General features: G+C 56.7%; 24 protein-coding genes. 9 read left to right on the top strand and 15 right to left on the bottom strand.

Going from position 1 to position 26774, the window contains the following annotated elements:
* Positions 1 to 13: 13 nt before the first annotated feature.
* Positions 14 to 1474 carry a Fe-S cluster assembly protein SufB gene (sufB, locus tag QM600_RS17070; protein ID WP_283262687.1) on the bottom strand — a complete coding sequence of 487 codons (1461 nt, stop codon included), beginning with the start codon at positions 1472 to 1474 and terminating at the stop codon, positions 14 to 16.
* Positions 1475 to 1606: 132 nt separating this feature from the next.
* Positions 1607 to 2353: a helix-turn-helix transcriptional regulator gene (locus tag QM600_RS17065; protein WP_502943009.1), complete on the bottom strand. Its 747-nt coding sequence runs from the start codon at positions 2351 to 2353 to the stop codon at positions 1607 to 1609.
* Positions 2354 to 2482: 129 nt separating this feature from the next.
* On the opposite strand from QM600_RS17065, the gene mptB reads away from it, so the two are divergent.
* Genes mptB through QM600_RS17050 form a run of 3 tightly spaced genes read left to right on the top strand, consistent with a single transcriptional unit; the run spans position 2483 to position 6014 of the window.
* Positions 2483 to 4237, top strand: coding sequence for a polyprenol phosphomannose-dependent alpha 1,6 mannosyltransferase MptB (gene mptB, locus QM600_RS17060; protein ID WP_502943008.1), 1755 nt, complete (start codon positions 2483 to 2485; stop codon positions 4235 to 4237).
* Positions 4234 to 5175, top strand: coding sequence for an ABC transporter ATP-binding protein (locus QM600_RS17055; protein ID WP_283262685.1), 942 nt, complete (start codon positions 4234 to 4236; stop codon positions 5173 to 5175). The genes mptB and QM600_RS17055 overlap by 4 nt, the downstream gene beginning before the upstream one ends.
* Positions 5172 to 6014, top strand: a complete 843-nt coding sequence (locus QM600_RS17050) for an ABC transporter permease (protein WP_283262684.1) — start codon at positions 5172 to 5174, stop codon at positions 6012 to 6014. Before QM600_RS17055 ends, QM600_RS17050 begins: the two co-directional genes overlap by 4 nt.
* On the opposite strand, the gene QM600_RS17045 is transcribed toward QM600_RS17050, so the two are convergent.
* Positions 6007 to 6204: a hypothetical protein gene (locus QM600_RS17045; RefSeq protein ID WP_283262683.1), complete on the bottom strand. Its 198-nt coding sequence runs from the start codon at positions 6202 to 6204 to the stop codon at positions 6007 to 6009. The two genes, QM600_RS17050 and QM600_RS17045, sit on opposite strands and share 8 nt — an antisense overlap.
* 614 nt (positions 6205 to 6818) lie before the next feature.
* On the opposite strand from QM600_RS17045, the gene QM600_RS17040 reads away from it, so the two are divergent.
* Positions 6819 to 7520 (top strand): GAF domain-containing protein, encoded by a 702-nt coding sequence (locus tag QM600_RS17040; protein ID WP_283262682.1) that lies wholly within the window; start codon positions 6819 to 6821, stop codon positions 7518 to 7520.
* 163 nt (positions 7521 to 7683) lie between these two features.
* Positions 7684 to 9156 (top strand): sugar transferase, encoded by a 1473-nt coding sequence (locus tag QM600_RS17035; protein ID WP_502943010.1) that lies wholly within the window; start codon positions 7684 to 7686, stop codon positions 9154 to 9156.
* A gap of 10 nt (positions 9157 to 9166) precedes the next feature.
* Here QM600_RS17035 and QM600_RS17030 read toward each other — a convergent pair whose 3' ends face one another.
* Positions 9167 to 10336, bottom strand: a complete 1170-nt coding sequence (locus tag QM600_RS17030; RefSeq protein ID WP_283262679.1) for a polysaccharide biosynthesis protein — start codon at positions 10334 to 10336, stop codon at positions 9167 to 9169.
* A 565-nt stretch (positions 10337 to 10901) separates the two neighbouring features.
* Here QM600_RS17030 and QM600_RS17025 point away from each other — a divergent pair.
* On the top strand, positions 10902 to 12038 hold the full coding sequence (locus QM600_RS17025; RefSeq protein WP_283262677.1) for a hypothetical protein: 1137 nt from the start codon (positions 10902 to 10904) through the stop codon (positions 12036 to 12038).
* Positions 12035 to 13522, top strand: coding sequence for a tyrosine-protein kinase domain-containing protein (locus QM600_RS17020; RefSeq protein WP_283262676.1), 1488 nt, complete (start codon positions 12035 to 12037; stop codon positions 13520 to 13522). Before QM600_RS17025 ends, QM600_RS17020 begins: the two co-directional genes overlap by 4 nt.
* A 26-nt stretch (positions 13523 to 13548) precedes the next feature.
* Here QM600_RS17020 and QM600_RS17015 read toward each other — a convergent pair whose 3' ends face one another.
* Both QM600_RS17015 and QM600_RS17010 read right to left on the bottom strand, forming a co-directional pair.
* Positions 13549 to 15171, bottom strand: coding sequence for a glycoside hydrolase family protein (locus QM600_RS17015; RefSeq protein WP_283262675.1), 1623 nt, complete (start codon positions 15169 to 15171; stop codon positions 13549 to 13551).
* A complete protein-coding gene (locus QM600_RS17010) occupies positions 15168 to 16331 on the bottom strand; it encodes a glycosyltransferase family 4 protein (RefSeq protein ID WP_283262674.1) in 1164 nt (387 codons plus the stop codon). The genes QM600_RS17015 and QM600_RS17010 overlap by 4 nt, the downstream gene beginning before the upstream one ends.
* 252 nt (positions 16332 to 16583) lie before the next feature.
* Here QM600_RS17010 and QM600_RS17005 point away from each other — a divergent pair, with 252 nt between their 5' ends.
* Positions 16584 to 17699, top strand: a complete 1116-nt coding sequence (locus QM600_RS17005) for a glycosyltransferase (RefSeq protein ID WP_283262673.1) — start codon at positions 16584 to 16586, stop codon at positions 17697 to 17699.
* Positions 17700 to 18043: 344 nt separating this feature from the next.
* Here the strand turns inward: QM600_RS17005 and QM600_RS17000 are convergent, their stop codons facing one another.
* Positions 18044 to 18286 carry a DUF2188 domain-containing protein gene (locus tag QM600_RS17000; RefSeq protein WP_283262672.1) on the bottom strand — a complete coding sequence of 81 codons (243 nt, stop codon included), beginning with the start codon at positions 18284 to 18286 and terminating at the stop codon, positions 18044 to 18046.
* Positions 18287 to 18780: 494 nt separating this feature from the next.
* Between QM600_RS17000 and QM600_RS16995 the strand changes: the two genes are divergently transcribed.
* Positions 18781 to 19947 (top strand): toll/interleukin-1 receptor domain-containing protein, encoded by a 1167-nt coding sequence (locus QM600_RS16995; RefSeq protein WP_283262671.1) that lies wholly within the window; start codon positions 18781 to 18783, stop codon positions 19945 to 19947.
* Between the two features lie 39 nt (positions 19948 to 19986).
* Here the strand turns inward: QM600_RS16995 and QM600_RS16990 are convergent, their stop codons facing one another.
* From QM600_RS16990 to QM600_RS16955, 8 genes are all read right to left on the bottom strand, one after another.
* Complete coding sequence (locus QM600_RS16990; RefSeq protein WP_283262670.1) at positions 19987 to 20391, bottom strand: hypothetical protein; 405 nt, start codon at positions 20389 to 20391, stop codon at positions 19987 to 19989.
* A complete protein-coding gene (locus QM600_RS16985; protein WP_283262669.1) occupies positions 20388 to 20756 on the bottom strand; it encodes a hypothetical protein in 369 nt (122 codons plus the stop codon). The genes QM600_RS16990 and QM600_RS16985 overlap by 4 nt, the downstream gene beginning before the upstream one ends.
* 27 nt (positions 20757 to 20783) lie before the next feature.
* On the bottom strand, positions 20784 to 21110 hold the full coding sequence (locus QM600_RS16980) for a hypothetical protein (RefSeq protein WP_283262668.1): 327 nt from the start codon (positions 21108 to 21110) through the stop codon (positions 20784 to 20786).
* Positions 21111 to 21297: 187 nt separating this feature from the next.
* On the bottom strand, positions 21298 to 22158 hold the full coding sequence (locus QM600_RS16975; RefSeq protein WP_283262688.1) for a phage major capsid protein: 861 nt from the start codon (positions 22156 to 22158) through the stop codon (positions 21298 to 21300).
* Between the two features lie 189 nt (positions 22159 to 22347).
* A complete protein-coding gene (locus QM600_RS16970) occupies positions 22348 to 22785 on the bottom strand; it encodes a phage scaffolding protein (protein ID WP_283262667.1) in 438 nt (145 codons plus the stop codon).
* Positions 22782 to 24158, bottom strand: coding sequence for a phage portal protein (locus QM600_RS16965; protein WP_283262666.1), 1377 nt, complete (start codon positions 24156 to 24158; stop codon positions 22782 to 22784). Before QM600_RS16965 ends, QM600_RS16970 begins: the two co-directional genes overlap by 4 nt.
* Positions 24159 to 24203: 45 nt before the next feature.
* A complete protein-coding gene (locus QM600_RS16960) occupies positions 24204 to 26276 on the bottom strand; it encodes a phage terminase large subunit family protein (RefSeq protein ID WP_283262665.1) in 2073 nt (690 codons plus the stop codon).
* Positions 26273 to 26713, bottom strand: a complete 441-nt coding sequence (locus QM600_RS16955) for a hypothetical protein (protein ID WP_283262663.1) — start codon at positions 26711 to 26713, stop codon at positions 26273 to 26275. The genes QM600_RS16960 and QM600_RS16955 overlap by 4 nt, the downstream gene beginning before the upstream one ends.
* Positions 26714 to 26774: the final 61 nt, after the last annotated feature.

Genomic DNA, 26774 nt, shown 5'->3' with positions numbered 1-26774 from the left:
TCTGGCGTGGTCACTAACCCACAGCCCCTTCCATCTGAAGTTCGATAAGGCGGTTGAGCTCGAGCGCGTACTCCATGGGGAGTTCCTTCGCGATGGGCTCGACGAATCCACGGACGATGGTGGCCATCGCCTCGTCCTCGGTCAGGCCGCGGCTCATCAGGTAGAAGAGCTGATCGTCGCTGACCTTGGAGACTGTGGCCTCGTGGCCCATCGTGACGTCGTCCTCGCGGATGTCGACGTACGGGTACGTGTCGCTGCGGCTGATCTGGTCGACCAGCAGAGCGTCACACTTGACGGTCGACTTGGAACCGTGAGCACCCTTGTTGATCTGTACCAGGCCGCGGTACGACGCGCGTCCACCGCCGCGGGCGACGGACTTGCTGATGATGGTCGACGAGGTGTGCGGCGCGAGGTGGAGCATCTTGGCGCCAGTGTCCTGGTGCTGTCCCTCGCCCGAGAATGCGACGGAGAGGACTTCACCGCGGGCGTACTCACCCATCAGCCATACGGCCGGGTACTTCATGGTGACCTTGGAACCGATGTTGCCGTCGATCCACTCCATCGATCCACCGGCTTCGACCTTGGTGCGCTTGGTCACCAGGTTGTAGACGTTGTTGGACCAGTTCTGGATGGTCGTGTAGCGGCAGTGGCCGCCCTTCTTCACGATGATCTCGACAACCGCCGAGTGCAGTGAATCGGACTTGTAGATCGGCGCGGTGCAACCTTCGACGTAGTGCACGGAGGCGTTCTCGTCGACGATGATCAGGGTGCGCTCGAACTGCCCCATGTTCTCGGTGTTGATGCGGAAGTACGCCTGCAGCGGGATGTCGACATGCACGCCCGGGGGGACGTAGATGAACGAGCCACCGGACCACACAGCGGTGTTGAGCGCGGAGAACTTGTTGTCGCCGGCCGGGATTACCGAACCGAAGTACTCGCGGAACAACTCCGGGTGCGTCTTGAGGCCGGTGTCGGTGTCGAGGAAGATGACACCCTGCTGCTCGAGATCCTCACGGATGGAGTGGTAGACGACCTCGGACTCGTACTGAGCTGCGACGCCGGCAACGAGGCGCTGCTTCTCCGCCTCGGGGATGCCGAGCCTGTCGTACGTGTTCTTGATGTCCTCGGGCAGGTCTTCCCAGGACTCGGCCTGCTTCTCGCTGGACCGCACGAAGTACTTGATGTTGTCGAAGTGGATGCCTTCGAGGTCGGAGCCCCAGTTCGGCATCGGCTTCTTATCGAAGGTTCGCAGAGCCTTGAGACGGATGTCGAGCATCCATTCCGGCTCGCTCTTCTTCGCAGAGATGTCCCGCACGACAGCCTCGGAGAGTCCGCGCTGGGCGCTGGCTCCGGCTACGTCGGAATCGGACCAGCCGTAGCCGTAATGACCGAGTGAAGCAATGGCCTCGTCCTGCGTGAGCGGCTCGGTGCCTGCAGCTGCAGTGGTAGTCGCCTGGTCTGATGTGACGGTCATGCGAGCTCCTTCCGGAGTCTTGTTTCTTGACGGCTGCTTACTTCGCAACGAGGGCTGAGTTCGAAGCGAGGAAAGCAATTCTGACTGTGAAGAACTAACGAGAAACTTTGGGGGTTAAAGGGTCTGGCGGTTTCATCTACTCCCGTTCGATACGAGGGGAACGTGTGTCGTACAGGCACAGTCACCGTTCGCGATGGTCGCGAGACGTTGAACATGAGTGCCGAGCAGTTGACGGAACGCTTCCTGTTCGGCGTCGCACAGCTCCGGAAACTCCTCTGCCACATGCGAAACGGGGCAGTGGTGCTGGCAGATCTGAACGCCGTTGCCCACCGGCCTGGTCGAGGCGGCAAATCCGACGGAGTTGAATGCTTCGGCGATAGCGTCTGCCGTCGCCTCTACATTCGCGACATCGGTGGGATCGGCCGGTTCGACGTCTCCCACGATTGCCTGGACCCGACGCTTCGCGAACTCCTCGATTGCCGCATCTCCGCCGATTTCGCGGAGCTGACGCATTGCGGCTCCGGCAAGATCGTCGTAGGCATGACCGAGACGGCCGCGGCCAGTGGCAGTGATCTGAAACTGCTTGGCCGGGCGTCCACGTCCACGCTGACGGAGCGCCGACGCCGAAGCAGCGCGAGCTTCACCGGATTCGATCAATGCGTCTATGTGACGTCGGACACCTGCGGCGCTGAGGCCGAGCCGAGTGCCGATTTCGGAGGCTGTGATGGGGCCCTCTTCGAGCAGCAACTTGACCACTGCAGCACGGGTCTGCCCTTCGACGCTCACCGTCACCGGCGTTGCGACAGCACTCTGCGAGGAAGCTGCAGCATTCTGACCTGCATCTTCCTTGCTTCGAGTACCTGTCGCATTTCTTTTCACAACACAAGTGTGACGGAATTCCCCTCGCAGGTCCACTAAGGGCATCCTGCATTACATTCCGGAATAGTCGGACTGCCCGCATTGTTCGCAGTTGCCTACGCACAAAGACGGAGCCGCTACGCTTCCTGGGTGCCACAGACCCCCACGCAGAAGACGACCGCGCAGTCCACCCGCGCGATCCTGCTGGACAAACCCAAGCATCTTGCCCTCTCCGTACTCGGCGTCCGTCCCTTCGGGTCGAAGCCGCGACAGTCGATGACAGCCGCTCTTCACGGCGACGAAGACGAGCGCCCCGTGCTCAACGAAAAGGAAACCGCGCAGCTGCGCGGGATTCGGCGATTCGGAGCCACCGGCTCGGTACTGATGGCAATCGGCGCCCTGGGCGCCGGCGCACAGCCGGTCCTCCAGAACCCGACCGCCGGACTGCGGGTGTTGAGCCTTCCCGGCCGCATGCCGACTGTCTCTCTCACCATGACGATGACCGGCACAGTTCTCGTCGTACTCGCGTGGTTGATGATGGGCCGCTTTGCCGTCGGCGATCTGCGCAGCCGCAAGGGTGCGCCGCGGAGAATGAGCCGATCCCAGCTCGACCGGACGCTCCTACTCTGGATCCTTCCGCTGTCCGTGGCACCGCCGATGTTCAGTCGGGACGTGTACTCGTACCTCGCGCAGAGCGAGATCGCGGCGCGTGGACTCGATCCCTACTTGATCGGCCCCAAGGCTGCTCTCGGCGTCGATCACGTTCTCACCCGGACGGTCCCGACGATCTGGCGCGACACCCCCGCGCCGTACGGGCCGTTCTTCCTGTGGCTCGGACGTGGAATCAGCTCACTGACCGGTGACAACATCGTCGCCGGCATTTTCCTTCATCGCCTCCTCGTCCTCTTCGGTGTCGCACTGATCGTGTGGGCCCTGCCTCGGTTGGCCAAACGCTGTGGGGTATCCGCAGTCAGCTCACTGTGGCTCGGTGCAGCAAATCCGCTTCTGCTGTTCCATCTTGTCGCCGGAATCCACAACGAAGCCCTCATGCTCGGACTCATGCTCGCCGGAATCGAGGTGGCGCTTCGAGCCGTCGAAGGCGCGGGCCCCATCCGTGGACGCTCACTTTCGCTACTGATCGCCGGTTCCGGACTGATCGCATTGTCAGCGACCGTGAAGATTCCGTCCCTGCTTGCGCTCGGATTTGTCGGTATGGCCTTGACCCGCCGCTGGGGCGGTAACTGGAAGTCGTTCTTCTCGGCCGCGGCGTTGTTGGCTGCGGTCACCGTTGTCGTGATCGGCTTCATCAGCCTCGCCAGCGGCCTGGGTATGGGGTGGGTCAACACGCTCAATACCGCGACGGTCGTTCGAAGCTGGATGTCGATACCCACGATTCTGGGCGTCGGAACCGGATTGGTCGGTGTGCTCCTCGGACTTGGCGACCACACGACCGCGATTCTCACCATCACCCGCCCCATCGCCTACCTGGTTGCAGTACTGATCACGGCCCGAATGATGATGGCCGTCTACATGGGTCGTATCCACGCGGTCGGCGGACTCGGCATCGCGCTGGGTGCCATCGTTCTGCTGTTCCCGGTTGTCCAGCCGTGGTACCTACTCTGGGCGATACTGCCCCTCGCCGCCTGGGCAACCGCACCGATCTTCCGCGTACCGGCCGTTGTTTTCACCTCGATCGTCAGCGTCATGCTGATGTCGAACGGCGCCGAGTACCTGCCATTCATGATCGTGCAAGCAGTTGTCGCCACCATCGTCACCGCAGGATTGTTGATCTACATCACCCGGAAGTCACTTCCCTGGCGCATCGACAAACCAGTAGTGGAAATCACGAATGCCGGGCCAGCGGACCAAGTCGGCTCCCCGGGGGCTTACGCTGATTCCCCGTGACCTCGAGAGCTTCAAGATCGTCGACGCCGGCCGTGCGCATCGAAGGTGTCGTCAAATCATTCGACGGTGTGCGCGCCGTGGACGGAATCGATCTCACCGTTGAGTCCGCGCAGGTCGTTGCCCTGCTCGGACCGAACGGTGCCGGAAAAACCACCACCGTCGAGATGTGTGAAGGTTTTGTCACACCCGATTCAGGCACTGTGCGCGTGCTCGGCCTCGATCCCGTCGCAGACTCCGGAGAAGTTCGTTCCCGGATTGGCGTAATGCTCCAAGGCGGCGGAGCGTATCCCGGATCCAAGGCCGGCGAGATGCTCGACCTCGTCGCCGCCTACTCCGCTGATCCCCTCGATCCCACGTGGCTCCTGTCCAAGCTCGGACTGACCGATGCCCGGAAAACCCCGTACCGACGCCTCTCCGGTGGCCAGCAACAGCGCCTGTCGTTGGCCTGCGCTCTCGTCGGGCGTCCAGAGCTTGTCTTCCTCGACGAGCCGACGGCCGGACTCGACGCCCAGGCCCGCCTGTTGGTGTGGGAATTGATCGACGCACTGCGTCGTGACGGCGTCAGCGTCCTGCTCACCACTCACCTCATGGACGAAGCCGAAGCACTTGCCGACGAGTTGGTCATCATCGACCACGGCCGCATCGTCGCGTCGGGAACTCCGGCCGAGGTGACCAGCAAGGGCGCCGAAGGTCAATTGCGGTTGACCACGACCGCCGGGTTGAGCGTCGACTCCTTGGCGACGTCCCTGGCCGGATTCCGCGTCGCCGAATCGAATCCGGGAACGTATTTGATCGAGGGTGCGATCGAGCCGTCGACAGTCGCGACGGTGGCGACGTGGTGCGCTGAGCAGAATGTACTGATCAACGACATTCGCGTCGATCAACGTAGTTTGGAAGACGTCTTCCTCGAGTTGACCGGTCGTGATCTGAGGGGATGACGGGAATCAAGGTCGTGAACGAAACAGCGTCGAACAGTCAGAGCAGCGCCCGGGACCGACGGTTGGCCGAGAACCGCTTCGAGCCCGGGACGTTCTCCCCCGATCCTCGCGCAAACTCCGCGTCGAAAATGATGGCGGCACAGACCAAACTCGAGTTGACGTTGTTGCTGCGCAACGGTGAGCAATTACTGCTCACCATGTTCATCCCCATCACGTTGCTCATCGGACTGTCACTACTTCCGATCGGCGATCTTGGCGATTCCCGGGTCAGTACCGTACTTCCCGGCGTCATGATGGTCGCTGTGATGTCGACGGCTTTCACTGGCCAAGCCATCGCGGTGGGCTTCGATCGCCGATACGGCGCCCTCAAACGCCTTGGCGCGACGCCACTTCCACGTTGGGGAATCATCGCGGGCAAGAGTGCATCCGTCATCATCGTCGTCGCCCTGCAGTCGCTACTGCTCGGCGCGATCGGGTTGGCGCTGGGTTGGCGTCCGACGTTTACCGAACTCTTGCTCGGCGCAGTTGTCATCGCTATGGGCACCATCACATTCGCGGCACTCGGACTTCTTCTCGGTGGCACCTTGCGCGCGGAAATCGTTCTCGCACTGGCCAACATCCTGTGGTTCGCAATGGCAGGCATCGGCAGCATGGTCTTTGTCAGCGGCGACATTCCCGACGCTGTACAGACCTTGGTGCGGTTGGTTCCGTCCGGAGCATTGGCCTACGCACTCGACGCCGCCCTCGCCACATCCATGGACTGGTTCGCGATCCTGGTCCTCATCGTCTGGGCAGCACTCGGCACTGTCGGCGCAGTACGTTGGTTCAAATTCACATAGGCCGTGCGCGGACAGTAGCCCGAATCGTTGGCGCGGTCGGCGCAGCGATGTTGTTGGCGGCCGGTCCGGCAACTGCATCCGCGACGGCGCAGTCGACACCACTCCACTCGGCGACTGCTCCTTCTCGGTGATCGATTCGACGGACGGCACGCAGGCCGGTTCGACGAAGATACCGGCGAACATCGTTCACGACACCTTGCAGATGTCGGCGCTCATCACCGCGACAGGCGAATACTCCTCTGGACCGTGCGCGTTCGCGCGAACTGAAAGTGGCAGACGCCTGCGGTTGCGGATCACTGTCGATGTGCATTGAAGTCCAGATTGACGTTTGCGGAATCCCCCATTGCGGGTGCGATCGAGCCGTCATGAGCCGGTGCTGAAGATTCGCTGTGCGGATCGTGATCTCGACAAGCTTCGGGTGGGCCGGCAAGATCGTCAGCTGTCACCGGGCACGTGATCGACTCCCCTGCAGCTGAACCTCTCGCGTCCTTGCCCGAGATAGCCACTGGAGGAAGGCGCTGATTTCGGAGGAGGCATCGGCGCTTCGCGGCGTCGGACAACGCTGAACCAGGTGTCGCCTTCCCCGGACGGCCGGTGTGGTACTACGGTGACTCACAGGGTCGGCTTTGCTCGAGAGCGGTTGTATCGCAACTCCCATGCCCAGGGTCGGCCCGTCGATTTCAGTCCCGCATCGACTGCGTCCATACTTGCAAAAGGTCGCAAGGGCGAGGGCCTGTAAATGCGGTACAGGTGGACTAATTATGGTAACTGAAATAGTTGCTACCGATTCACGAAAGAAGAGATATGAATCCACCAAGCCCGTTGGACGCAACGAATCCTGACAATTCAAACGACGACAGCGCGAATAAGCCCGAAGAGTCGACTGCGGGTACACCCGCGCAAACCGACGGCGCTACTCGTGAGACCTTCGCCGAAATAACCGGGACGTATAAGGATCCCGCACTCGATGCAGTCTTGGAAGGGCTGCGCGCGAGCGTCATCGGGGGGCAGTCGCCAGTGTGGTCGGTAATCAACGACAGTGCGCGCCTACGGGCGGTGTACGACACCGGACTACTCGAACCTGGACCACATCCCGAAATCGATCGGGTAGTCGGATTGACCATCGAAGCGATCGGTATCCCGAACGCCGCCCTGAACATGATCACCGACGCCGAGCAGGTCCATGCCGGGATTGCATCCCGCTCAGGCGATGTCGGAGGCCAACGGACTCATGATCTTCCCGACTCACTCTGCGTATATACGGTGGTCAGTGGCTCCCCACTCATAATCGACGACATCGTCGACCATCCGGTGCTCCGAAATCACTCGGCCGCTCTGAGCGGCGCGGTGGGCGCCTACATCGGCATCCCGATCGTCAACGACGCGGGTCACCGGGTTGGGACCCTGTGCGCCTGGGACGACCAACCGCGGCATTGGTCGAGCGGCGAGATTCAGATCATGACCGACCTTGCCGACGTCGTCCAAAACGTTATCTTCGATCACTAGAATCCAGACTCCGAACCTTCTTCTGTTCGCCGACTGAGACAGCAAATCGCTCTCGAACAGGTGCGGTTGTCACGGCCCATGTTGTTACACCCATAAGAGTGTGATTAATTGTGAGTGCACCAATTGTTTAAGTGTCGTGAATGGAGTGGAATTGCCACAATTGTTGGAGGTCGATACTTCGACCGCCCCCGGCGGCCCCTCATCCGCTGCTTTGCATTCACGGAAAACATTCGCGCAACGCATTCGAACCGACCCATTGAGTACCGTCATCACAGTTTCCATCGATGTGCTCTCGGCTTCGGTTGCGGTGGCACTCGCGGGATGGTGGGCTGCCACGTCGAGTACCCCTCATCCACCGTTGTGGTGGCTCGTACTTTTCGTACCTGTGGTTGTGATCGTCATGGGTGCGCGCTCGATGTATCGCCGCTCGCTCAACCGCCGATTCCTCGACGAGTTCTTCGGGATCCTCTCCTCTGCTGCGATCGCGTCGATGCTCGTGCTGTGCACGCTGGTCCTGTCGGGAATCACCGATCGCCCCGGTGCCGCCGTGACGAAACTGTGGGTATGCGCAACCATTGTCATCCCGTTCGGCCGCTTGGTTCGCGTGGTGGTCCAACGGCGCCTGCAGCGGCACTCCCGTCTCGTCTCCCCTACCTTGGTTATCGGGTCCGGACAGGTCACCCAACACGTCATCGCTCGCATGTTCGCGGCTCCCGAACACGGTATGAACCCCGTCGGGGTGTTGTCGGACGAAGTCCCCGCACGCGGCGACTATGGTTCGACGGACCATCAGGTGCCCTACCTGGGCACTATCGACCACCTGGAAGACGCTATCGCCAAGACCCAGGCAGAGCGTCTCGTCATCGCATTCACGACAGTTCGCGGGGAGCTACTGACCGGAGCTGTCCGCATCGCGCACTGCCACGGACTCCGGGTGTGGGTGGTGCCTCGCATGTACGAGGTCATCGGCTCGAAGAGCCTTATCGACCACATCGGCGGTATGCCTTTGTTGTCAGTGCCTCACACCAATCCCAGCGGCTGGCAGTTCCGGGCCAAGCACATCAGCGACAGAATCGTCGCCGGCTGCATACTTCTTGCGATCTCCCCCCTCTTCCTGACTCTCATGCTCTTGGTGCGCTGGAGTTCACCCGGACCGATCTTCTTCGCTCAAGACCGAGTGGGGCGTAACGGCCAAGTCTTCGGCTGCCTCAAATTCCGTTCGATGCGTCTACCCGATCCTCACGACGAGACGTTTGTTCCGAAAACCGGTAGCGCGCCGGGCGGAGTCGAGGGAACTGATCGCCGGACCCGGATCGGTAAACTCATGCGGTCGACATCGATGGACGAACTCCCACAACTGCTCAACGTCCTGCGTGGTGAGATGAGTCTGGTCGGTCCCCGGCCGGAACGCCCCGAGTTCGTGACGCTTTTCGAGGCGCAGATCCGGCGCTACGGCGAGCGACACCGTGTGAAGGCGGGTGTCACGGGGTGGGCTCAAGTCAACGGCTTACGCGGACAGACATCCATCGCCGACCGCGCCGAATGGGACAATTACTACATCGAGAACTGGTCCCTGTGGCTGGACCTCAAGATCTTGATGCTGACAGTGCTGGCAGTTTTCAAACGGGCGGAATGACGAGCAGGCTTCACGCCTTCTCGGAGGCAAACCGGGGAGCTCGCTTTCTGCTGACCAGTAGCGCGTTGTATTCCGGCGCTGACCTCGAAGCTGCCAGATGGTAGGGAACGAACATGAGCACCTCGGTGATGACAAACGAAAGAAATACCGCCGCGCTGGAGTTGAAACCGAACAAGAAAGTCAGTCCTAGTACCACGTAAAGTGCGGTGTTCACTGCTCTCAGCCAGAAAACCGTCTTTGTTCGACCTGCCCGGCGCAGGGCTGCAAAGGGGATGGTTGTCACGAGCAAGCACAACTTCCACACGCATGCGATTGCCAGAGCGACATACAGTGAACTGTTCCAGGCAGGACCGAAAATCAAACTCCACATACCCAGGTAGGCGCCGACAAAAATCGCCGTCGTGCCGGCCACAAGAAGCATCGCGACTTGAGCTACTTCGCCCTTGTGCCCGTGAGCGAGTTGACGCACTCGTCCGTAGGCGAGGATCGGTTCGAGAATCCCCGAAATGGTGGAGACAACTCGGAAGCCAACAGCAGCGGACGGTCCGAGAACGGCCAGGATGAAAGTCGACAATGCCGGCTGCACCATCCCGACAGTCGCGGTTTCTCCGGTGACCCACGCAGCTTTGGTCAAGTCAGGTGGAAAACCCAGGTCACGGCGAGCGGGCAATGGCCAACATCTGATGAGAATGGCCAATAGAGCACCCGTGGCCAAAACCCTGACGCAATTGGCGTTGTCGTGAACGGCAAGGACCAAAGCGCTCAGACAACCCACCATGAGGATTGACGCTGCCACCGATTCCAGCTTCCATCTGCCCCGCACCACGCCGATAGTTCGGGCCATCAGCAAACCCGACGACAGTCCCAAGACTCCGATCAGCGTGACGGGCGTTGGCGGAACCGTCGGACTCACGATGAGAAGGGTCCCGGATACTGTGCTCAGCAATGCTATCCACCAGGGCATCGATATCTTGTGATCAGCTTCTGGGGTGGCCAGTCGTGACTCTACGACGAAAGCTGAAAGCAGTTGCGCCACATAGGTTCCGATCGCTAGCGAAACAGCAAGACGGCCCTGTTGCTCGATGGGCGCAACTCGCGCGAACACTGCGATGAAAATTGCCGGGAATGCGTTGAGCGCCAATCCCGCGACGATCTGCACCAATGGCTCAACGCTTTTCACGTTTACCACTGACCGAACTCGCGTCAGCACTCCCCAGCCTCGGCAGGCACGATAGGCATCGTCAATTTTCCGGAACAAATGCAAATGGCTATTTCGTGACGCGGCAACCCAATGTTTCTCGAGTGGGCATCCAATTTGCTCAAGACAATTCCTGGTGGCACCTGTAGTAGTGTATGCGACGGATCGGCTGCCGTGCTCGCTGAGATCGAGCCACTTTTATGACGAAGGGAACTCGGCGATGAATGATTCGAGGTCGTTCTTCGCCGAGCGAAGTCTCAGTGCCGATCGTAATCTCAGTACTGCCCCGCCGCAGAATGTTGCGCAATGACGCACCAAGACAAACATGCACTTTGATTTCTTGCCGAAAGTGGCCGGCGAAGATTTGCCACACAACAGCACGCCGACATGGTGGCTCGCACCGGCCGTCATTATTCTGTTGCCGGTTCTAGGGTCGTTTACTGCATGGGCCACCTTGATCGGTTGGTGTTCAGCCGGGGGGTGCCCGGCCGGCTCATGGCTGGATCTACGCGGATTCCTTCAACCTGCACCTTTCACCGTTGCCGGCGTGACGTTGCTTGTGGTCTGGTACATCGCTGTGGTCGTACTGGCAACGATCGGTTGGCGATTGGGACTTGGAACGACGCCGACACCAGAAGTCGTCGAGCGAACCACCAGCACGAAATTCGAGCGACGTTATTTTTTCCTCATCCTCGCTGTCGCCACTATCGGCGTTGGGTATGCGTATTACCGAATCACGTCCGCGACATCCATCGTCGACGCCCTGACTACCCAGACCGGGAATGCGTTCACCGAGGCGCTCCCCGACTCCGCCGGAATAGCGACGCTTCGGTACGCGACCATCCTGGCCGCGCCCATCAGCATTTACCTCTGGCGAAAAAAGGTGCTCCACCTCGGATTCATGCTGTTCGCTGTCTTCCTCCTAGTGGCGAACTCGATGGTCGCATCTCGCCTGTCGCTGCTGATGGCTGTCGTGGTGTACGTGGTCATACAGGCGGTAGTGCCCCGCCAAACGGAGAGTCCGGACCGCAAATCGGTACGTCCCTGGCAGATAATCACCGCGATCGCGATCATGTTCACGCTGCTCACGGCGCTCAACTACGTCCGGAACGGCAACTACTACCGCGACGCGGGCGTCTCGAACCCCATCGCGATGAACCTTTATCAATCGGGCGCCTACCTCGCCGTGCCAGCTCAGGTGTCAATGGGAGTGTCAGACGCAGTCATGCGCGGAACCTTCGACAGGCCAGGGGGTGTCGTGACTTCTGCGGCGGCCGCGCTTCCCACCTTCCTGGTCCCGGCGCACGAGGTCAGGGCCAAGGAGTCACTTGGCGCTGACTCCTATGAATTTTCGGTGTCATTTGCACCGAATTTCACGACCAACTCGGCGTTCGCTGACATGTACGCAGATTTCGGAGCTTGGGGTTGGTTCTACACGCTCCTGTTGTTTCCGCTTGCAGGCTACGTTTTCGGCCGGTTTCAGACGTACGGTCCAGTGGTCGCCGGATCGGCGGGCGTTATCGCTTACTGCTTTGCCGAGGTTTGGCGTATTCAGCTTCTTACCCAAGGAATTACCGTTTTCCTTGTCCTCCTGACGCTTGTCTGCATGTTCGTAGCGGCACGAGGGCAGTTCCCCGGGAAAACTGGAGAACATGATTTCGAGAGGAAATGTGAAGTCAGTTGACTAGCAACTTTGCCGGTACCACATATCGGCCGGGCAATGTGGGCAACGAATGGCTCCGTTCAGCGGTTGCCGCAGTCCGCAATCGATGGATGGTCCTGCTGGCAGGTGCACTGGTCGGGGGTTTCCTTGGCGTGATCCTGACCAGTATGCAGTCACCGAGCTACGAGTCTTCGGCGATGATTTACCAGACACCTCACTTCGGGGACACCGATGGTACGAGTCGTCAACGGACCGAGGCTTACACCAAGTTGTTGAGCTCTGACCTCCTCATCGAAACCGCGCTTGGAAACACTGGATTGGAGATGTCAATTTCCGACGTGCGCAAAATGACCACTGCCAGCGCTACTGTCGGAAGCGCAATCTTGACGGTGACCGTGCGTGCGGACGACGCCGATATCTCAGCGGAGCTCGCCAACTCTCTGGCGCAGGCACTCCCCGGTACCGTCGCGGCTTTGGATGGGACCACACCGGTGCCAGACGAGTCCGAAGTGGTGATCGAGGACCCAGCACGGTTGGCGGTCGCCGACCCGGTACGGTTGGCGGTAATCAGCCCTGCTGTGGCCGGTGATGCCGAGGGCGGACCGATGTATGTGCGCAACATCGCACTCGGTGTGATCGCGGGGCTGTTGGTGGGGCTGCTCTACGCCTATCTGCGAACGCAGGTAAGCCGAAAGGTTCAGGGTGCCGGTGCGCTCGGCAAATTTCTGTCGGGGCCCATACTGACCGGCATTCCTGCCGACAAGGCAATGGAAACCGGTGTTGTCGATTTCCCGCGAGACAGTCCTGCCGCCGAGGCGTTCCGTCGGCTTCGCACCGTGATCGCCGACCACGAACCCGGCCGGGCCGAATGCCGAACCATCATCGTTTCCAGCGCAGTCGGCGGTGACGGCAAGACAGCGGTCGCGGTGAACCTGGCAGTCGCGCTCGCCGAGATCGGCAACGAGGTCATATTCGTCGATGCCGCCGTGAGTGGGGATGCGAATACACGTTCCAGACGCCATGGTGTCGACAAGGAAGGCCCTACACCGGCAGGACTGACCGATTACCTACTGGGCGATGCCGAAATCGACCAATACGTCTCTGCGAGTTGGCATCCTAAGCTCTCACTCATTCCAGGCGGACGCGCTGTCGCCGGCCAGTCCGAGCTACTCGGGAGCAGTCGGATGCGCACCGGACTCGCAGACCTTGCTACTCGCGCGAACTATGTCATCGTCGACACCGCAGCGTTGACTGACCGATCTGATGCGCTTGTGCTGGGACGCTCGGCCGACGGTGTCCTGCTGGTGGCGCGATCCGACCACACAAGGTATGCCGAACTGGGTGCTGCCATCGAGCGTTTGTCGTTGGCCGATGTACGAATCTGCGGCGTTGTGCTCAATGACTTTCCGAGGCCACTGGTACGCAGTGCACGCAAATTCCGCGCACGATTGTCAGCTACTCCCCTGCTCGCACACGAGGCCCGCTCCGTCAGAACAAACGTCTGACAGAACGCTGCTCGGCATTGACTCCGTCATCGGCAGGCTACGTAAATCGGCTCTGCCTTCGGCGGTTCGGTGGTCACGGTGCCGACGCTCACCTCTGCGTTCCCCGGAGAGCCATCAACACAGCTGTCGCTGAAGATCAGAATAGGTAGCCACGACGAGGGCGCTTGCTGCCACACCAAATCCGCAGCAACCACTGTTCCGGACGAGCCCTGGATCACGGCGAATGGTCCATCTTCCGAACCGAGCTGTGGACCGGTCACTTGCACGTTGAGCTGATCGATCCTGAATTGTGCCGAGTTATCTGCCGAGAACGCCAGCCCAGATTTAGCGCTCGTGACGGAGACGGTTCCCAGTGAGACATCCTGCGTTCGCTGCAGCCCGACAGCTCCGACGCCTTGAGCTATTTCGGTGTCGGCCACTGTGCAATCCCCCAGCCGAACACCGGTCACCGGAGGGTTCGCAATGGATTCCACGAGGACAGACCAACTGAGACTGTCGCTTACGGTAACTCCCCCTACATCGAGGTCGAACCGACTGAAAGAATCGCCGGTCGACCCGTTCGGTCTTGCGAGCACGTGCAGTCCGGTCTGCGAGTCCGCAACGGTGAGCCCGTCCAGCCTCACTCCGCGCGATGCCACGTAGTGCCATCCAGCTCCCGAGTCGATCGACGCCGAGTCGACCATGACACCGGCGCCGTTCGATACTCCATTGACCACAACTCCAGCTACCGTCGACCTGTTGACTCCGGCGAGCCGCACTCCGTTTGCGGCGCCGCCAGACACCTGGACGTCGGTGACGTCAAAGTCGGTGTTCGACCACTCACCCAAAGCAGGGAAAGAGAAAGTCTCGGAAGCGTTGTCGAACCCGGCTGCCCCGGAGTAATAGGTCACCAGCGCCAGACCATCGTCGCCGGTATTCGTTGCTGAAAAGCGTTCGATGGTTCCGCGTCGACACGCGTTGAAATGGAGACCGTCGGCCATGGTCTTCTCGACGTGCAGGCCGTCGACGGTGACGTCGGAAACCCCCATCATGATCACGCCTGCCTGCGGGCTCGACTCCACTCGGCAATTAAGCAACATCACCTCAGCTGCCGGACCCTGCGAGCCGGTCCAACCAGTGGCCACCGTCGACGTTTCCGATGGGTACCCCACGACGCGGATACCGTCACCCATCGACCGCAGCGCCGGCTGAGTTGCCCATCGCACCGTGACATTGCGAAGAGATATGCGCTCCAACGGACCGCGCAGCACGATGCCGTGGCTCGTACCGGCACCATCGACGTCCAGGTTGTCCATCAGTAGCTCGGCACCGGCGTCGAAGTCGATGGAAACGTCGGAGATCCCCACTATCGAGATCGCAGCGTTGCCTGTCGGGTGACGCTGAGCGAAGCGGTAGCTACCCAACGGAAAACGTAGGGCGCCTCCGGATTTCAACTCGGAGACGGCGTTGCCGATGGCAACGGAGTCATCATGTATCCCATCTCCCACTGCACCGAAATCGCGGACGTCGAGGACCTCGCCAACGTCGGCGACCAAGCGGACGTCACGCCTGGATTCCTGCACAGGAGCCGAGCAGGCGGTGAGCGCCAGCGCTGCCGGGAGCAGGCAGAGGAAGCTGCGACGCGGTAATGCCGCTGCGTTGTCAGTCATAGGGATGCGCTCCTCAGTGCAGAACAGATCGACTCTGCAGTTGCTGTTGACGGGATCTCAGACTGGCGTCGCTGGACATGCGAGCGCCCACGATCACTCAATGCTGCCCTGGCTTGTTCATCGCCGCAATACTTCTTCATGAGCACCGCCAATGCACCTGAATCATGAGGGTCGAAATACTCTGCGCCATCACCACACGTTTCCATTAAGACCGGGATGTTCGACGACAGCACCGCAGTGTGCGATGCCATTGCCTCCAGAGGCGGGAGGCCAGCGCCTTCGTACAGCGACGGCATGATCAGCAGATCCGCTTGTGCCACCAGGGCACGCAACCGGTCGAAGGGAAGGCGGCCCGTGAGCTGCACGCGGTCACCGAGGCTGTCCACGAGCCGGTTCACACGATCGTCGAGCGTCCTGAGCGACTCGTCGCCGCCGGCTATCACCAGCGTGTGCGGGACGGAACTCGAAATTGCTGCGAACGCGTCGAGAAGCAGGGGCAAGTTCTTGTGCCGCTTGATATTTCCCACATACAGTAGGTACGGCGGCTGGATCGGCGACAGTGAGGACTCCGACGGAGAAAACCACACGTCGTCGACGGGAATGGGAGTCACCAGCACTTCGGCGGAAGGGGCGACGGCAACCATGGAACGGGCAGTTGCCTGGGACGGAGTGAATACCGTTCTGGCTCGTCTTGCGCTGAGTTGCAGCATGGTTCGTGCGTACGCGTTCTTGGCGCGATTCTGATCACTCAGCTTGTTGTCTTCGATATGGAGAGTGTCGTGCACCGTGACGAAGAATTGAATATTGCGACTACGAGGAGACAGTAGAGCAAGAGGAAATGGGTAGTGCGGAACCCACAATGCCTTCGGGCGGGTTACCGACAATGCGCGTCTCCACGCACGTTGTTCCTTCGTTGAATACATCCGGGCATCGGCAGGGTCCGCGAAAACCACGCGGGTTTCGGCGCTCACGTCCGGTACCGCATTCCGATCGGCGAGTATGGCCAGATTGAATCGGTGATCGCCCAGAACCCGTTCGAGAACAGGGATTTGGGTCCTGATGTAGGTGCCGATACCGCTCTGACGAATATGCCGGGCATCAAACAACAGATCAACCGACGCGCCGTCGCGGCTCGCCTGACCGGCACGGGAAGTATGCATAAAAGCATTCTTGCAGGTCCGTCAATTCGGTGAAAACAGTCGTTGCCCGGCCAGATGCAGACCCCGAATATTGAATGGTATCTTCGGTATGAAAGAACTGAGATTGTCGAGATCATCGGCGGTTTTCACATGCATTCTCGGCAGCGAAGGGTGACTTTGGGTGAGTACCCGCAATTCTCCATTTTCCGAGTCCTCGAATAAAAAGGGCGTATGCCGAGTGATTTCCACACGTCGCGGAGCCTCGAAGTAGATATGAACGAACCCAAATTGGCGATAGTGCACGAGCGATTCACGGAAATCGCTGGTTCCGAACATGTAGTTGAGCAACTGTCCCTGACGTGGCCGCACGCGGCAGTCCACGTGCCCCTCGCACGACCGGCGGGCATACCGGCGGGTATATCGACCCCTCCAGTGACGACATGGGTCGACGGCGTCTACCGGTTGATGGGGAGGTCGTCGTACGCCCCCTTGATGCCGCTGCTGCCCAGCGCCTTTCGCAGAATGAAACTGGGAGCAGTAGATGCTGTGGTGGTGAGCCATCACGCATTCGCCACGCAGGCCGCCTTCGCCACCGACGCTCCGGTCATCGCGTATGTACACAGCCCGGCGCGCTGGGCCTGGGATCCCGCTTTTCGGGCTCAGGAAACGGGGGGTGTAGCCGGCGCCGCCGTGCTCGCAGCGCTGGCGCGAGTAGCACGTCGGGACGAGTTGAAAGCTGTGGGACGCCTCGAGCAAATCGTCGCAAACTCGACCGAAGTCGCGGACAGAATTCACCGTTGGTGGGGTCGGGAAGCGATAGTGGTGCATCCACCCGTGGATACCGAAGGTTTCACGCCTGATTTTTCAATCGATCGGGAAGACTTCTTTCTGCTCGCCGGTCGCTTGGTGCCTTACAAACGACCGGACCTTGCAATCCGGGCTGCGCGGCAGGCGGGTAAGCGACTCGTCGTCGTAGGCGATGGTCGATGGATGGACGTCTGCCGGGAGTTGGCTGCCGAGGACACCGTCTTCGTCGGTCGAGTCCCCCACGATGAACTCCTGGACCTTTACCGGCGTGCACGTGCCTTGGTGATGCCCGGTGTCGAGGACTTCGGTATCGTTCCGGTCGAGGCGATGGCAACCGGGACCCCCGTGATCGCTTTGGGCGAAGGGGGTGCGCTCGACACTGTCATCCCAGGCGAGACCGGCGTACTCGTCTCTCCTGGCGACGACAGCAAAGTGGTCAGCGGTCTCGCCGAAGCAATGGAGAACTTCGACCCGAGCGACTTCGATTCGAAAAAGATCCGTTCGTGGGCCGAACGATTCTCACGGAAGGCCTTCGGAGAGAACATGACAAGAGTTGTCGACGACGTGATCAGGAACCGCTGACCGCCAGGCAGTCGGGCACGCGATGCCGGCACTCTGCAGTCGACGTCAAAACTATCGATGACGCTGTCAATCGACTACTGGGCGCGGTTGCACCCAACTCGGCCTGCGAGGGTCGGCCCAGCCATCGCGCGGCAGGTTGTGTGCACCGGCGATCGCGAAGTGGGCTGACCCAACGACACGCTGTAGTTGACGGGGAACTACCATCGTTGGCGTGGTGAATCGTGCATATTCCGGATAACCGCATGTAGTTGTACGTTCCACTGCACAGTAGCAGCGAACTTCGGACTGTCCTCGCAATGACAAGCACCCCAGCTCCGAAGAGCTGGGGTGCTTCGTACTACAAGCTATCCCTTGACGTTGCTGGGATCGTTACCAGGGGCGACGGTGTTCTTCTCGCGAATCTGACCATTCTTGCCCTGGATCGATACTTCGCCACCGCCTGCCTTGCCAACGATCTGATTCGCCTTGGAAATAGCTTCCTTCTGGGTATCAGTGTGAGCACTTGCGCGCTTGCCTCCAGGAGCACCCTTCACATCCCATCCACCCTTCGGATTGGGGCTGACGATCCTGTTGTTCTTGGCGGCCATATTCGGGCCTTCCTACCAAAAGCTCTGTGCCAGACACGATCTTGACATCTTTTGCCAAAATCGATCGACAAGACTAGGTTGACTAGTGAACCGTGCAAAGTTCGACAAGCCGTGAAGCCTCGTTCCAGTCCAACACCCGGATTGGTACCGGGGCTATCGGTATTTGAAACACTACACCTAGTGGCCGACAGAAACGCATAACGCGACATGTTGTGGATTACATAGGTGAAATTCCCAGGTCGACTCAGATCAGCGCCCGTATTTTCGTGTCGTAACGGCGTGTCGCCAGTCACAGCTTCGATTCGTCGGTCAACTGCGTCATCCCGCCTCCCAGTTCAGCGATCTGCAACACCTGCATGATGATTGCGCTTCACATCAGTCATCGGGCAAACATGCTCGAGAATCAAGCATGACGAAACATCCTGGGACGCATCACCAGTCAGCACTGGACCACACCAACTCGGATAGGTCCGACCTACCGGTACGATTCCGGCATGACCACAGCAAACACTGAACAGCCTTCGGGGTTCTGGAGCTACGTACACGATGACAACGACGGCGAAGGCGGGAGAATCCTCCGACTCTGTGAGCTGGTACAGAAGGAATTTGGTTCATTGACAGCACGGTCGATCGAGATGTTCGTTGACCGGAAAGACATTGCGTGGGGCGCAAAGTGGAAAATTACAATCGATGATGCACTTACTGAGACTACATTCTTTATCGCAATCGTCACTCCTAGATACCTGAAAAGCGAGCAGTGCCGACGGGAAATCCTTCTATTTACCCAGAATGCACAGGAAAGAAAAGTTCCCGAACTTCTGCTTCCAATCCTCTACTTTCCAGTTGACGATTTAGTAGAAGAATCTACAGACAAAGTTAGGTCTGCAATAGCAGCAGCACAGTATGAACGATTCGACCAACTGAGGCTTGAAGACGAAGATAGCAAACCCTATCGCACTGCCGTCAATAAACTGGCTCTTCGATTGATTGATATCGCTACTGAAGTCGCGAGCCGTCCCGAGATTATCCCATCTGCTACGGCCAAAACCGCAGCTTCGGACGACAGCCCGGATGATGAGTACGATGACTCTCCAGGACTAATTGACGCTATTGCATCGGCCGAAGAGCTCTTCCCTGCATGGCAAGGCACGATTGAGCAGTTCAGTGTGATCATGAACCAAATCTCCGATGTCACTAACCGCTACGCCCCAATCATGTCGAAGGCATCAGATAGGAATGCAGCGGCAAAGCTATTCGTAGCAAAAAACTATGCAAATGAGTTAATGCCTATTGCAGAAGAATTTCGCGACAATGGCTTGCAGTACGCAGAACAAGCAATGAGCATGAACGAGAATATCGTGACAGTTCTTTCACAAATTGCATCGCGTCCTCCAGCGGAACGCAAAGACGAATCTGTCCTCGATTTCATGAACCAAGTGCGCACATTGTCTGAGGCTGGACGATCAGCTATCAGTTCGGTAGAGGGATTTCAGGAAAACGTCAGAGACGTCGCAAAACTGAGCCGCGATGTACGTCGCCCACTCGTAATAATAAGCAAAGGAGCCCAAAGCTTTATCGACGGACAGCAGTTCTTTAACGAGTGGGAACGTAGGATAAACGACATCGAAAATAATCCTGACGGAATCATTGCCGAATCCTGACTGTAAGTGATCTAGCGATTGATCGCTAGATCACTTACTTCATCGAGCAATCTCAGACAACGTAGCGAAGTACTCCAAATACAGCTCGTAGCAGACGATGTTGCCTAGCTGATCGATCTGCGCGTTCACGTTACTGATGTTGAACACGTAGGGATCGTCACCAGGCTGGAAGTACACCGAACCGCGCTTTGACCTCACGTTTCCTGCTTGCTGCGACAGATCGAACTTGCTTGCTGTCTCGATCTTGACGAACTTTTTGTTCGCGTACTGCTTACCGAATATCTCCAACATTTCCTTTGGTTTCAACGCAACGACATTGCAGGCAACAGTTTCAGGCTCGAGATAGTTCCAACGGTTGATCGTCTCGTTCGTATTAGGATCGATTGTCTGCGTATTCGTATAGACATCGATCAGACTCGGATACGACTTCGGAATCAAGTTCACCAGGTCCACCACGCAGGCAGCTTGTCGTGCTTGAAATCGTAGCCTTTGAGATTGATCTTTCTCGAGCTGTACCAACTGAGTCGTTTCACTGCCTCTGCCACTAATGGAGATATTGCATAGACTCTATCTCCGAATGTCACTGTTGAGTTGTCTTGTTTGACTTGCTGCACGTTGGCTTGCTGAAACACGTCAGCATTATCGATGTATGCTGCTTGCCAACTCACTGCATACTTCATCCATTGCTTGTCACGTTCTTTTGTTACCATAGATTCAGGTCTACCGGCGCAAATCTCGACTATCGCCTGAGCGTGTCTGATCTGGTTGTCGTTGACAGTTGTACCAGTGAACGTAAATACGTCATTCATTGAAGCTAATATTTCTGATCAATCCTTTCATTCGATAGCCTCGAACACGTCGATAGCTACCGGGTCTGTGTAATCTACCCCAAAGGGCTCTCTATCTCTCACTAGCTTTATTTGCATCGCATACTCCCCCGGCATAGTGAACGGCGAAGTGCTGCCGAATCTGTAGTCAATACCATGTACAGGATTCACATTTGGATAGGCAAATCCATCCGAGTAGACAGTTCCGTCAGGTCTACGAATCAGCACAGTTGCGCTTTGGTACCAGATTGCAACTTTTCTCGGCAGCTTTCGTTCGTCAACGATCTTGAAGAAGAAATCTCCTACCGGAATCTGCCCTACATAGAATCGGTACATGATTGCTCCGTTATAGATGCCACGATCAAATTGCGTCTGAGGCAGAATTCATGAACCCTGCTTGCAAGTGTCATAGGTGGAGCATTTAGATTTTCAGCGTTTCCTACAGTCGGTAGAACTACAAGAAATTCGATCTTTTCTGTCATCGAAACAGGGTGCGCCACTATCGACGCACCCTGTAGCCTACTTAGGTTGTTGTTACTTCGAGGATGCCGAAGGCTTTTGCTCTACCGACAGCAAAGGCTCTACGTGCTCGCATCTTCAATTGAGGTTCGTCTGTAGCGAATCCTGCATCGTGACTGATCAACGATTCGGGACCACTGCGTACACCCAGAATCAGGTGCTGACGGTTGCCTACCACCAACAGCGGGTTGCCTGTTGGGTTCTGCTGGTTCGTCGCGCTTGTCTTCGCTCCGTCTGAGAACTGCAACGCATAGCCGAACAAGGTTGCTGGCTGTGTTGCCGATACCTGTTCGATGAACAAAGGTCTGCCGTTGCCGTCAACGAGACCACGCAACGATTCCTTCAGACTTGTGTGAGCGATGACGATCACGTCACTGTCAGAGAAGAAACCACCCTGTTCGACCTTGCCGAATGTCTGGCTGATCTTGTCGTATGTGACTGGTCCAGCTGTTGCGATCTTGTGCGCTGCTGCGTTGCTGCTTACTTCCTTGTACACCGATGTAAATGGAACAGTTCCACCGTTACCGGCTGCTGTCGTACCTAGACAAGCGTTGTCCAGAGTCTTGCCGTAGCTGATCGCCCACTGCTTCTGAAGCTCTGAAATAATGTTTACATTGCTGTCAGCGATGTCCTCTTCTGCGAGGATATTTCTACCGCCGAACTTGACTGTATCTAGCAATACCGAATCGAGGTTGACTGCATCCTCTGGGTACGCACTGTTCTTTGCCACTACTGTTACTGCTGATTCACCGATACGGGCAACCTTGCGCGTATCCGTATTCATGTTAATACGTCTACCGTAGTTCTCTACGGCTGAACTTGCTTCTACTGCTGCGATTACCTCTGAGCCGAACTCTTCAGGAATCCAAGCATTTGCGTTTACTGCTGCTATGTTAATGCACTTCTTTTCTTATGAATTTCGTTTATAGCTCGTTAGGCTGTACCCATTTTCCATCTCGGAAACACTCAGGTTAAAGTTCCATCTCGGTTCTTATTACTTCTATTTTACCATATTCTTGCCATTTCTCTTCGAAGACTAAATCGATAGATAGGGTTAGTGATCGTTTCGCTTCAATAGTCGTTCTGCACTAGTCAGAGGTCGTTTCGCTGCTAGCTGATCAGCTGCGTCCACATTAGGAATCTTCTGCTCCCGAGTTACGAACAATTCGGGAAACTCGGTTCTGATCTGTTCGATTTGCTCGTCTGCACCCATCAGGTTTCCATCATCGTCCAACGAGACTTTTTCTCGATCAAACAGGTTGGCAACCTTCGGATTCTTTATCCCATTTCGTTCGAGCACAGAGCTGATCTGCGAGTTCATCGATTGCGACTTGAACCTGTCCGTAGCTTCGGAAAGAGCAGCAAGCTGCTGTTCTAGTTCTTTCACCGTATGTCGATGTGCAGCAGACTCACTGTTTGCGTTCTTCAATGCAACTCGAATCTGCTCTAGCTCGTTCACTGTTTCGCTCTGTTCATTATCTTGTTCTGTCATGCTGCTAAATCTCCTTCATTTTCTGTATTTTGTTCTAACTGGTTCGTCTGCGGATTCAGTACCGGCAAATCCCAGCTTTCTACAATCTGAGTGTCGTAACCCTGTTCAATCAACATCTGCTTAACAGGTAGGCCGGCCTGGACCTTTTTGTAAGCGACTTCCCATCGTTCTTTATCGTCAATCGACTCAGGTTGCACCCAGTGCAACTGCACGTCTGACTTGATTCCGTGCAGCTTCAAGATAAACACGAACATTGATCGAATGGCAGTACCGAACGACAGTTGTCTGTCTCGTACCTTCTTGATCAAAGCTGCTTCGCTGGCACGTAGAGCCTCACCAGAGACATTCGTCTGCGTGTTCTCGAAGTAGTGCAGCGGAGTGCTCGTCACACTTGCCATAGTTCTGATGTATTCCTTGTACGGAGCCAGATAGGTATCCGGCTTCGCTGCATCGAACTGTCCGACCTGCTTGGTGTTCGTCAGCATCCACAGGTCGCCTGGATTTCCGCTCAGGTCTGCGGAATCGTCGTCATCATCGAAGTCGTTGGCTACGTTCGCGTGGTTCTCAGAGAGCACGTAACGCGTCGGAAAGCCGTAGTGCTCCACTGATGCCATTTGTGTGATCACCAGCTTGTTGATGATGTCCTGGGGTCCGTATGCAGCTTTGTGCTCGGGAGTGCCGAACGGACGATCCGTTGCAACGTGGAAGATCGGAATCTGTCCGTATGGGTTCTGCACGTACCCGGCTTCGTCCGTGTCTGCATCGAGGTACGGAGCGAAGTCCGTTGCTTGCACTGTCATCGGCAGACGTTGCGCTGTGCTGATGAACTTGTAGATCGCATCTGCGTAGTACAGGTTGACCCTGTGTCTGGTCTCCCCCGCTACTGGCACAACCCAGACCTTTGCTGCGACTGCTGCAACACGTGGATTTTCTGGATCGTAAAGAACGACAGTGCTTTTCGGGCTGTTGTAGTACGCCTGCACTGAGCCTGAACTGTCAGGCCACACGAACATGTAGGCATCACCGAACATCAGAGCGTTCTTGAACGTGCGTTTCAGCTCTAGTTCCAGCTCTGCGTCCTCGAACACTGCATCGAGCACGTCTGCACCGTCAGCAGATACAGATTTCACCGCATCAATCTCGAGGCGTGCTGCAACGGCATCGACCGGCATTGCAGCGAAGTTGATACGGAAATCAGAACCGATCTTGCTCAGTGCTCTGCGAACCGAAGGTGACGCGAATACCTCGTCAACTTCACCCTTGTAATACTTTTCAGCCTTTTCGTACTCTTGTTGTCGGTCGAGAATTGTCTGTACGGCTAAAGCCAGATCGTTCTCGAGGTTGTACTCAACCAAGTTGTCTTCTAAATTCATGTTTTTGCTATATAACTCCTTTTCATTGTATTGATAATATCATTCTTATATGTAACTTCGCTTGCGTGCAGTTGACTTCTGACTGTTGCCGAGAAAATAGTGAACACCTGTTGCCATAGCATCGAGAATGTCATCATGCGGCACCTTCGGAAAGGCAAACATCTGTTCTTCTAGATCAGCAAAGTTCTTCGTATGGAATACTAGATTCTTCTTGTAGTAGTCCAGCACTCTTGCTGCTCGAAGTTCTTTCTTCTCTGTCTGATGCACAGTTCTGAATTTCGCGGGGATTCCATCGAAGACTGATCGCCATAGGTCACCACCCTGGTTCACTTCGCAATAGACAAGCTTTGCATCGAACTTCTCTATCAGATCACTGATCTTCTGCTTCAGCTCGGTAGAGACAATGCGCAGCTGCTCAGCATGACGAACGTAGCATTTTCCGTCATCCCCGAATGAGACAACCACAATCCCTGTGTAGTCATTTGCTGCTTTTGTCTTGATAGCAGGATCGACACTGATCAGCGTGTATCGATAGCTTTCGAGCTGTGCAATGGGAATATCTGACTCAGACCAATATGCAGCATCGAGACTTGTCGGCTTGTTCAGATAATTCATATAGAAATTTCTGGTATGCCTGATGCTGTTCAGATAGTTCAAAGACCAGAACTCAGGCCACAGTGAACGCTCTGTACCGGCAGAATCAACCACGATTGCAGGGAAGTAGTGAACCTTGATCTGTTCGTCAATCACCCAGCGCAATGCCTGGTCAAGTGACTCGTAGAAGTCTGTTGGTTCGATGATGTTCTGCTGGTCGAACTCTTGCAGTGCTGGTTGAGGCTTTCCCATCAGTTTTTCTAGTTCTGCGTTTTGTCTCGACTGCAACGATTCTGAATTATCAAAATTTGATACCCGGCTTAATGGTGTCGATGTAGCGGTTTCCCACCCATCTGATTTAACATCACTTTTCTGCGCCGAAATCAAGCATTCTCGAGGATCGTTACAAACCAGATTCTTAACAGGCTCGCTAATAAATCCATCTTCCCTATCAATGGTTGAATCTATGTCGGTTGACAAATCATCAATAGAGCTATCCGATTCAATATCTGAACACACCGGAAAACAACCGCCAGTTTCCGAGCTGCCGAACTTTGCACCCTTTTCAGTTAGCGGACGACCAAAAGGTAGGTCAATCGATTCTGCTGCATCTGAGCTACCAATACGAAGATCAGCATCATTTAGGGTACCCTTATCCAGACTTACATAATTATTAATTATCGGTACTTGAGTTGACAATCGATGTCGCTTCAGATGCTCATCAGACGCGTTTGAATCCTGATTCAAGTGTAACGATTTCTCTAGCTCATTCTGCCACGCCAACCGTGCTTCACCGACTTTTCTGAGCTGATCGATAATGCTATTGCTCATCGTAGTAGTACCGATGATCGCAACCCTTGCCTTAATGCTCAGAGGAAAGACACTGTTGAGCACAGTCCCCAATCGCTTCGCAACCTCGAGTGCTGAGTAGTTCGCTTCGGGTGGTTCGATGTCATCGAGCAGCAACAGATCAGGTCTGCGGTTGCCGATCTTCATGCCCAGCGCTTTTGCGTCGATGCCCTTAGCCGAGAAGCTGAATCCGTTCGACTGCTGGATCTGTTCGTTCGACTGAGCAATGTGACGCTTCACGTTGTTGCCCATCAGCGGCTTGCACAACTCTGGGTAATCCTTGCGAAGCAGCTCGTTGCTGTCCAGCTCATGTTTGAACGTCTGCAAGTGCTGCGTAGCCTGAGATGCCGAGTCGCTGAATGCTGCGATGAACTTCAAGTGTTCGTGTGCTGCTGCCCAGAGTGTGAGGATCAGGAACAACCAAGTTGTCTTGCCTGCACTTCGAGGTGCGATGAAGCAGTCTTTGCTTGCATCATCGGTGATCCAGCTCTTGCCGTACTCGGCTAGTGCGATGTGGAACTCTGACAGTGATGGTTCGTCTTGCTCGAACTTCAAGTGATCGATCAGGTAGACAATCGCGAACAACATCGGATCATCCCTGGTTACGAGCTTGCGACCGTTGGAAGTAGATAACAGTTCAATGGGGATATTGTCTAGGTACTCGGTGACTTTCATGCCGAACCGCCGGCGTTGCCGGCCTTCCAATCGTCGTACAGCTTGATCACATCAACTTCGAGCGAGTCCTCTTGTGTGCTGCTGCGACTGGTTGCCTTGCCACGAAGCAGCTGGATGCTGTCGGTAGCTTTCTTCAACCCGCTGACGATCTTGTCGTACTCGGCTGGTGTCAGCTTCGGGTCTTCCAACAGCTCGAGACCACGCGCTAGTGCATCCTGCTGCGCGATACGTAGTTCAGTCTCTTCGTAAAACGAGTTGTACTGTGCTGCTTTACTTTTCAGTGCATCAATCTCTATTTCGATGCCGAACTCTTCGCACCACTTCTTGCCTGTTGCCCAACTCTCTGGGTATCCAAGTTCTCGCTTCGCCTTCGCCAGTCCTACGTCACCTGCCAGTTCTGCGAAGGTTCTTCTTTCCTCACGTTCATACTTTGCCAATCAATTCAAATCCTTTCCTTTTGCTAATTAACTATGTTTCGTTTGATACGTGACTGAACTC

This window comes from Rhodococcus sp. IEGM 1379 (genome assembly GCF_030056815.1).
Taxonomy (GTDB): domain Bacteria; phylum Actinomycetota; class Actinomycetes; order Mycobacteriales; family Mycobacteriaceae; genus Rhodococcus_F.
This window is presented reverse-complemented; position numbering and strand designations above follow the sequence as displayed.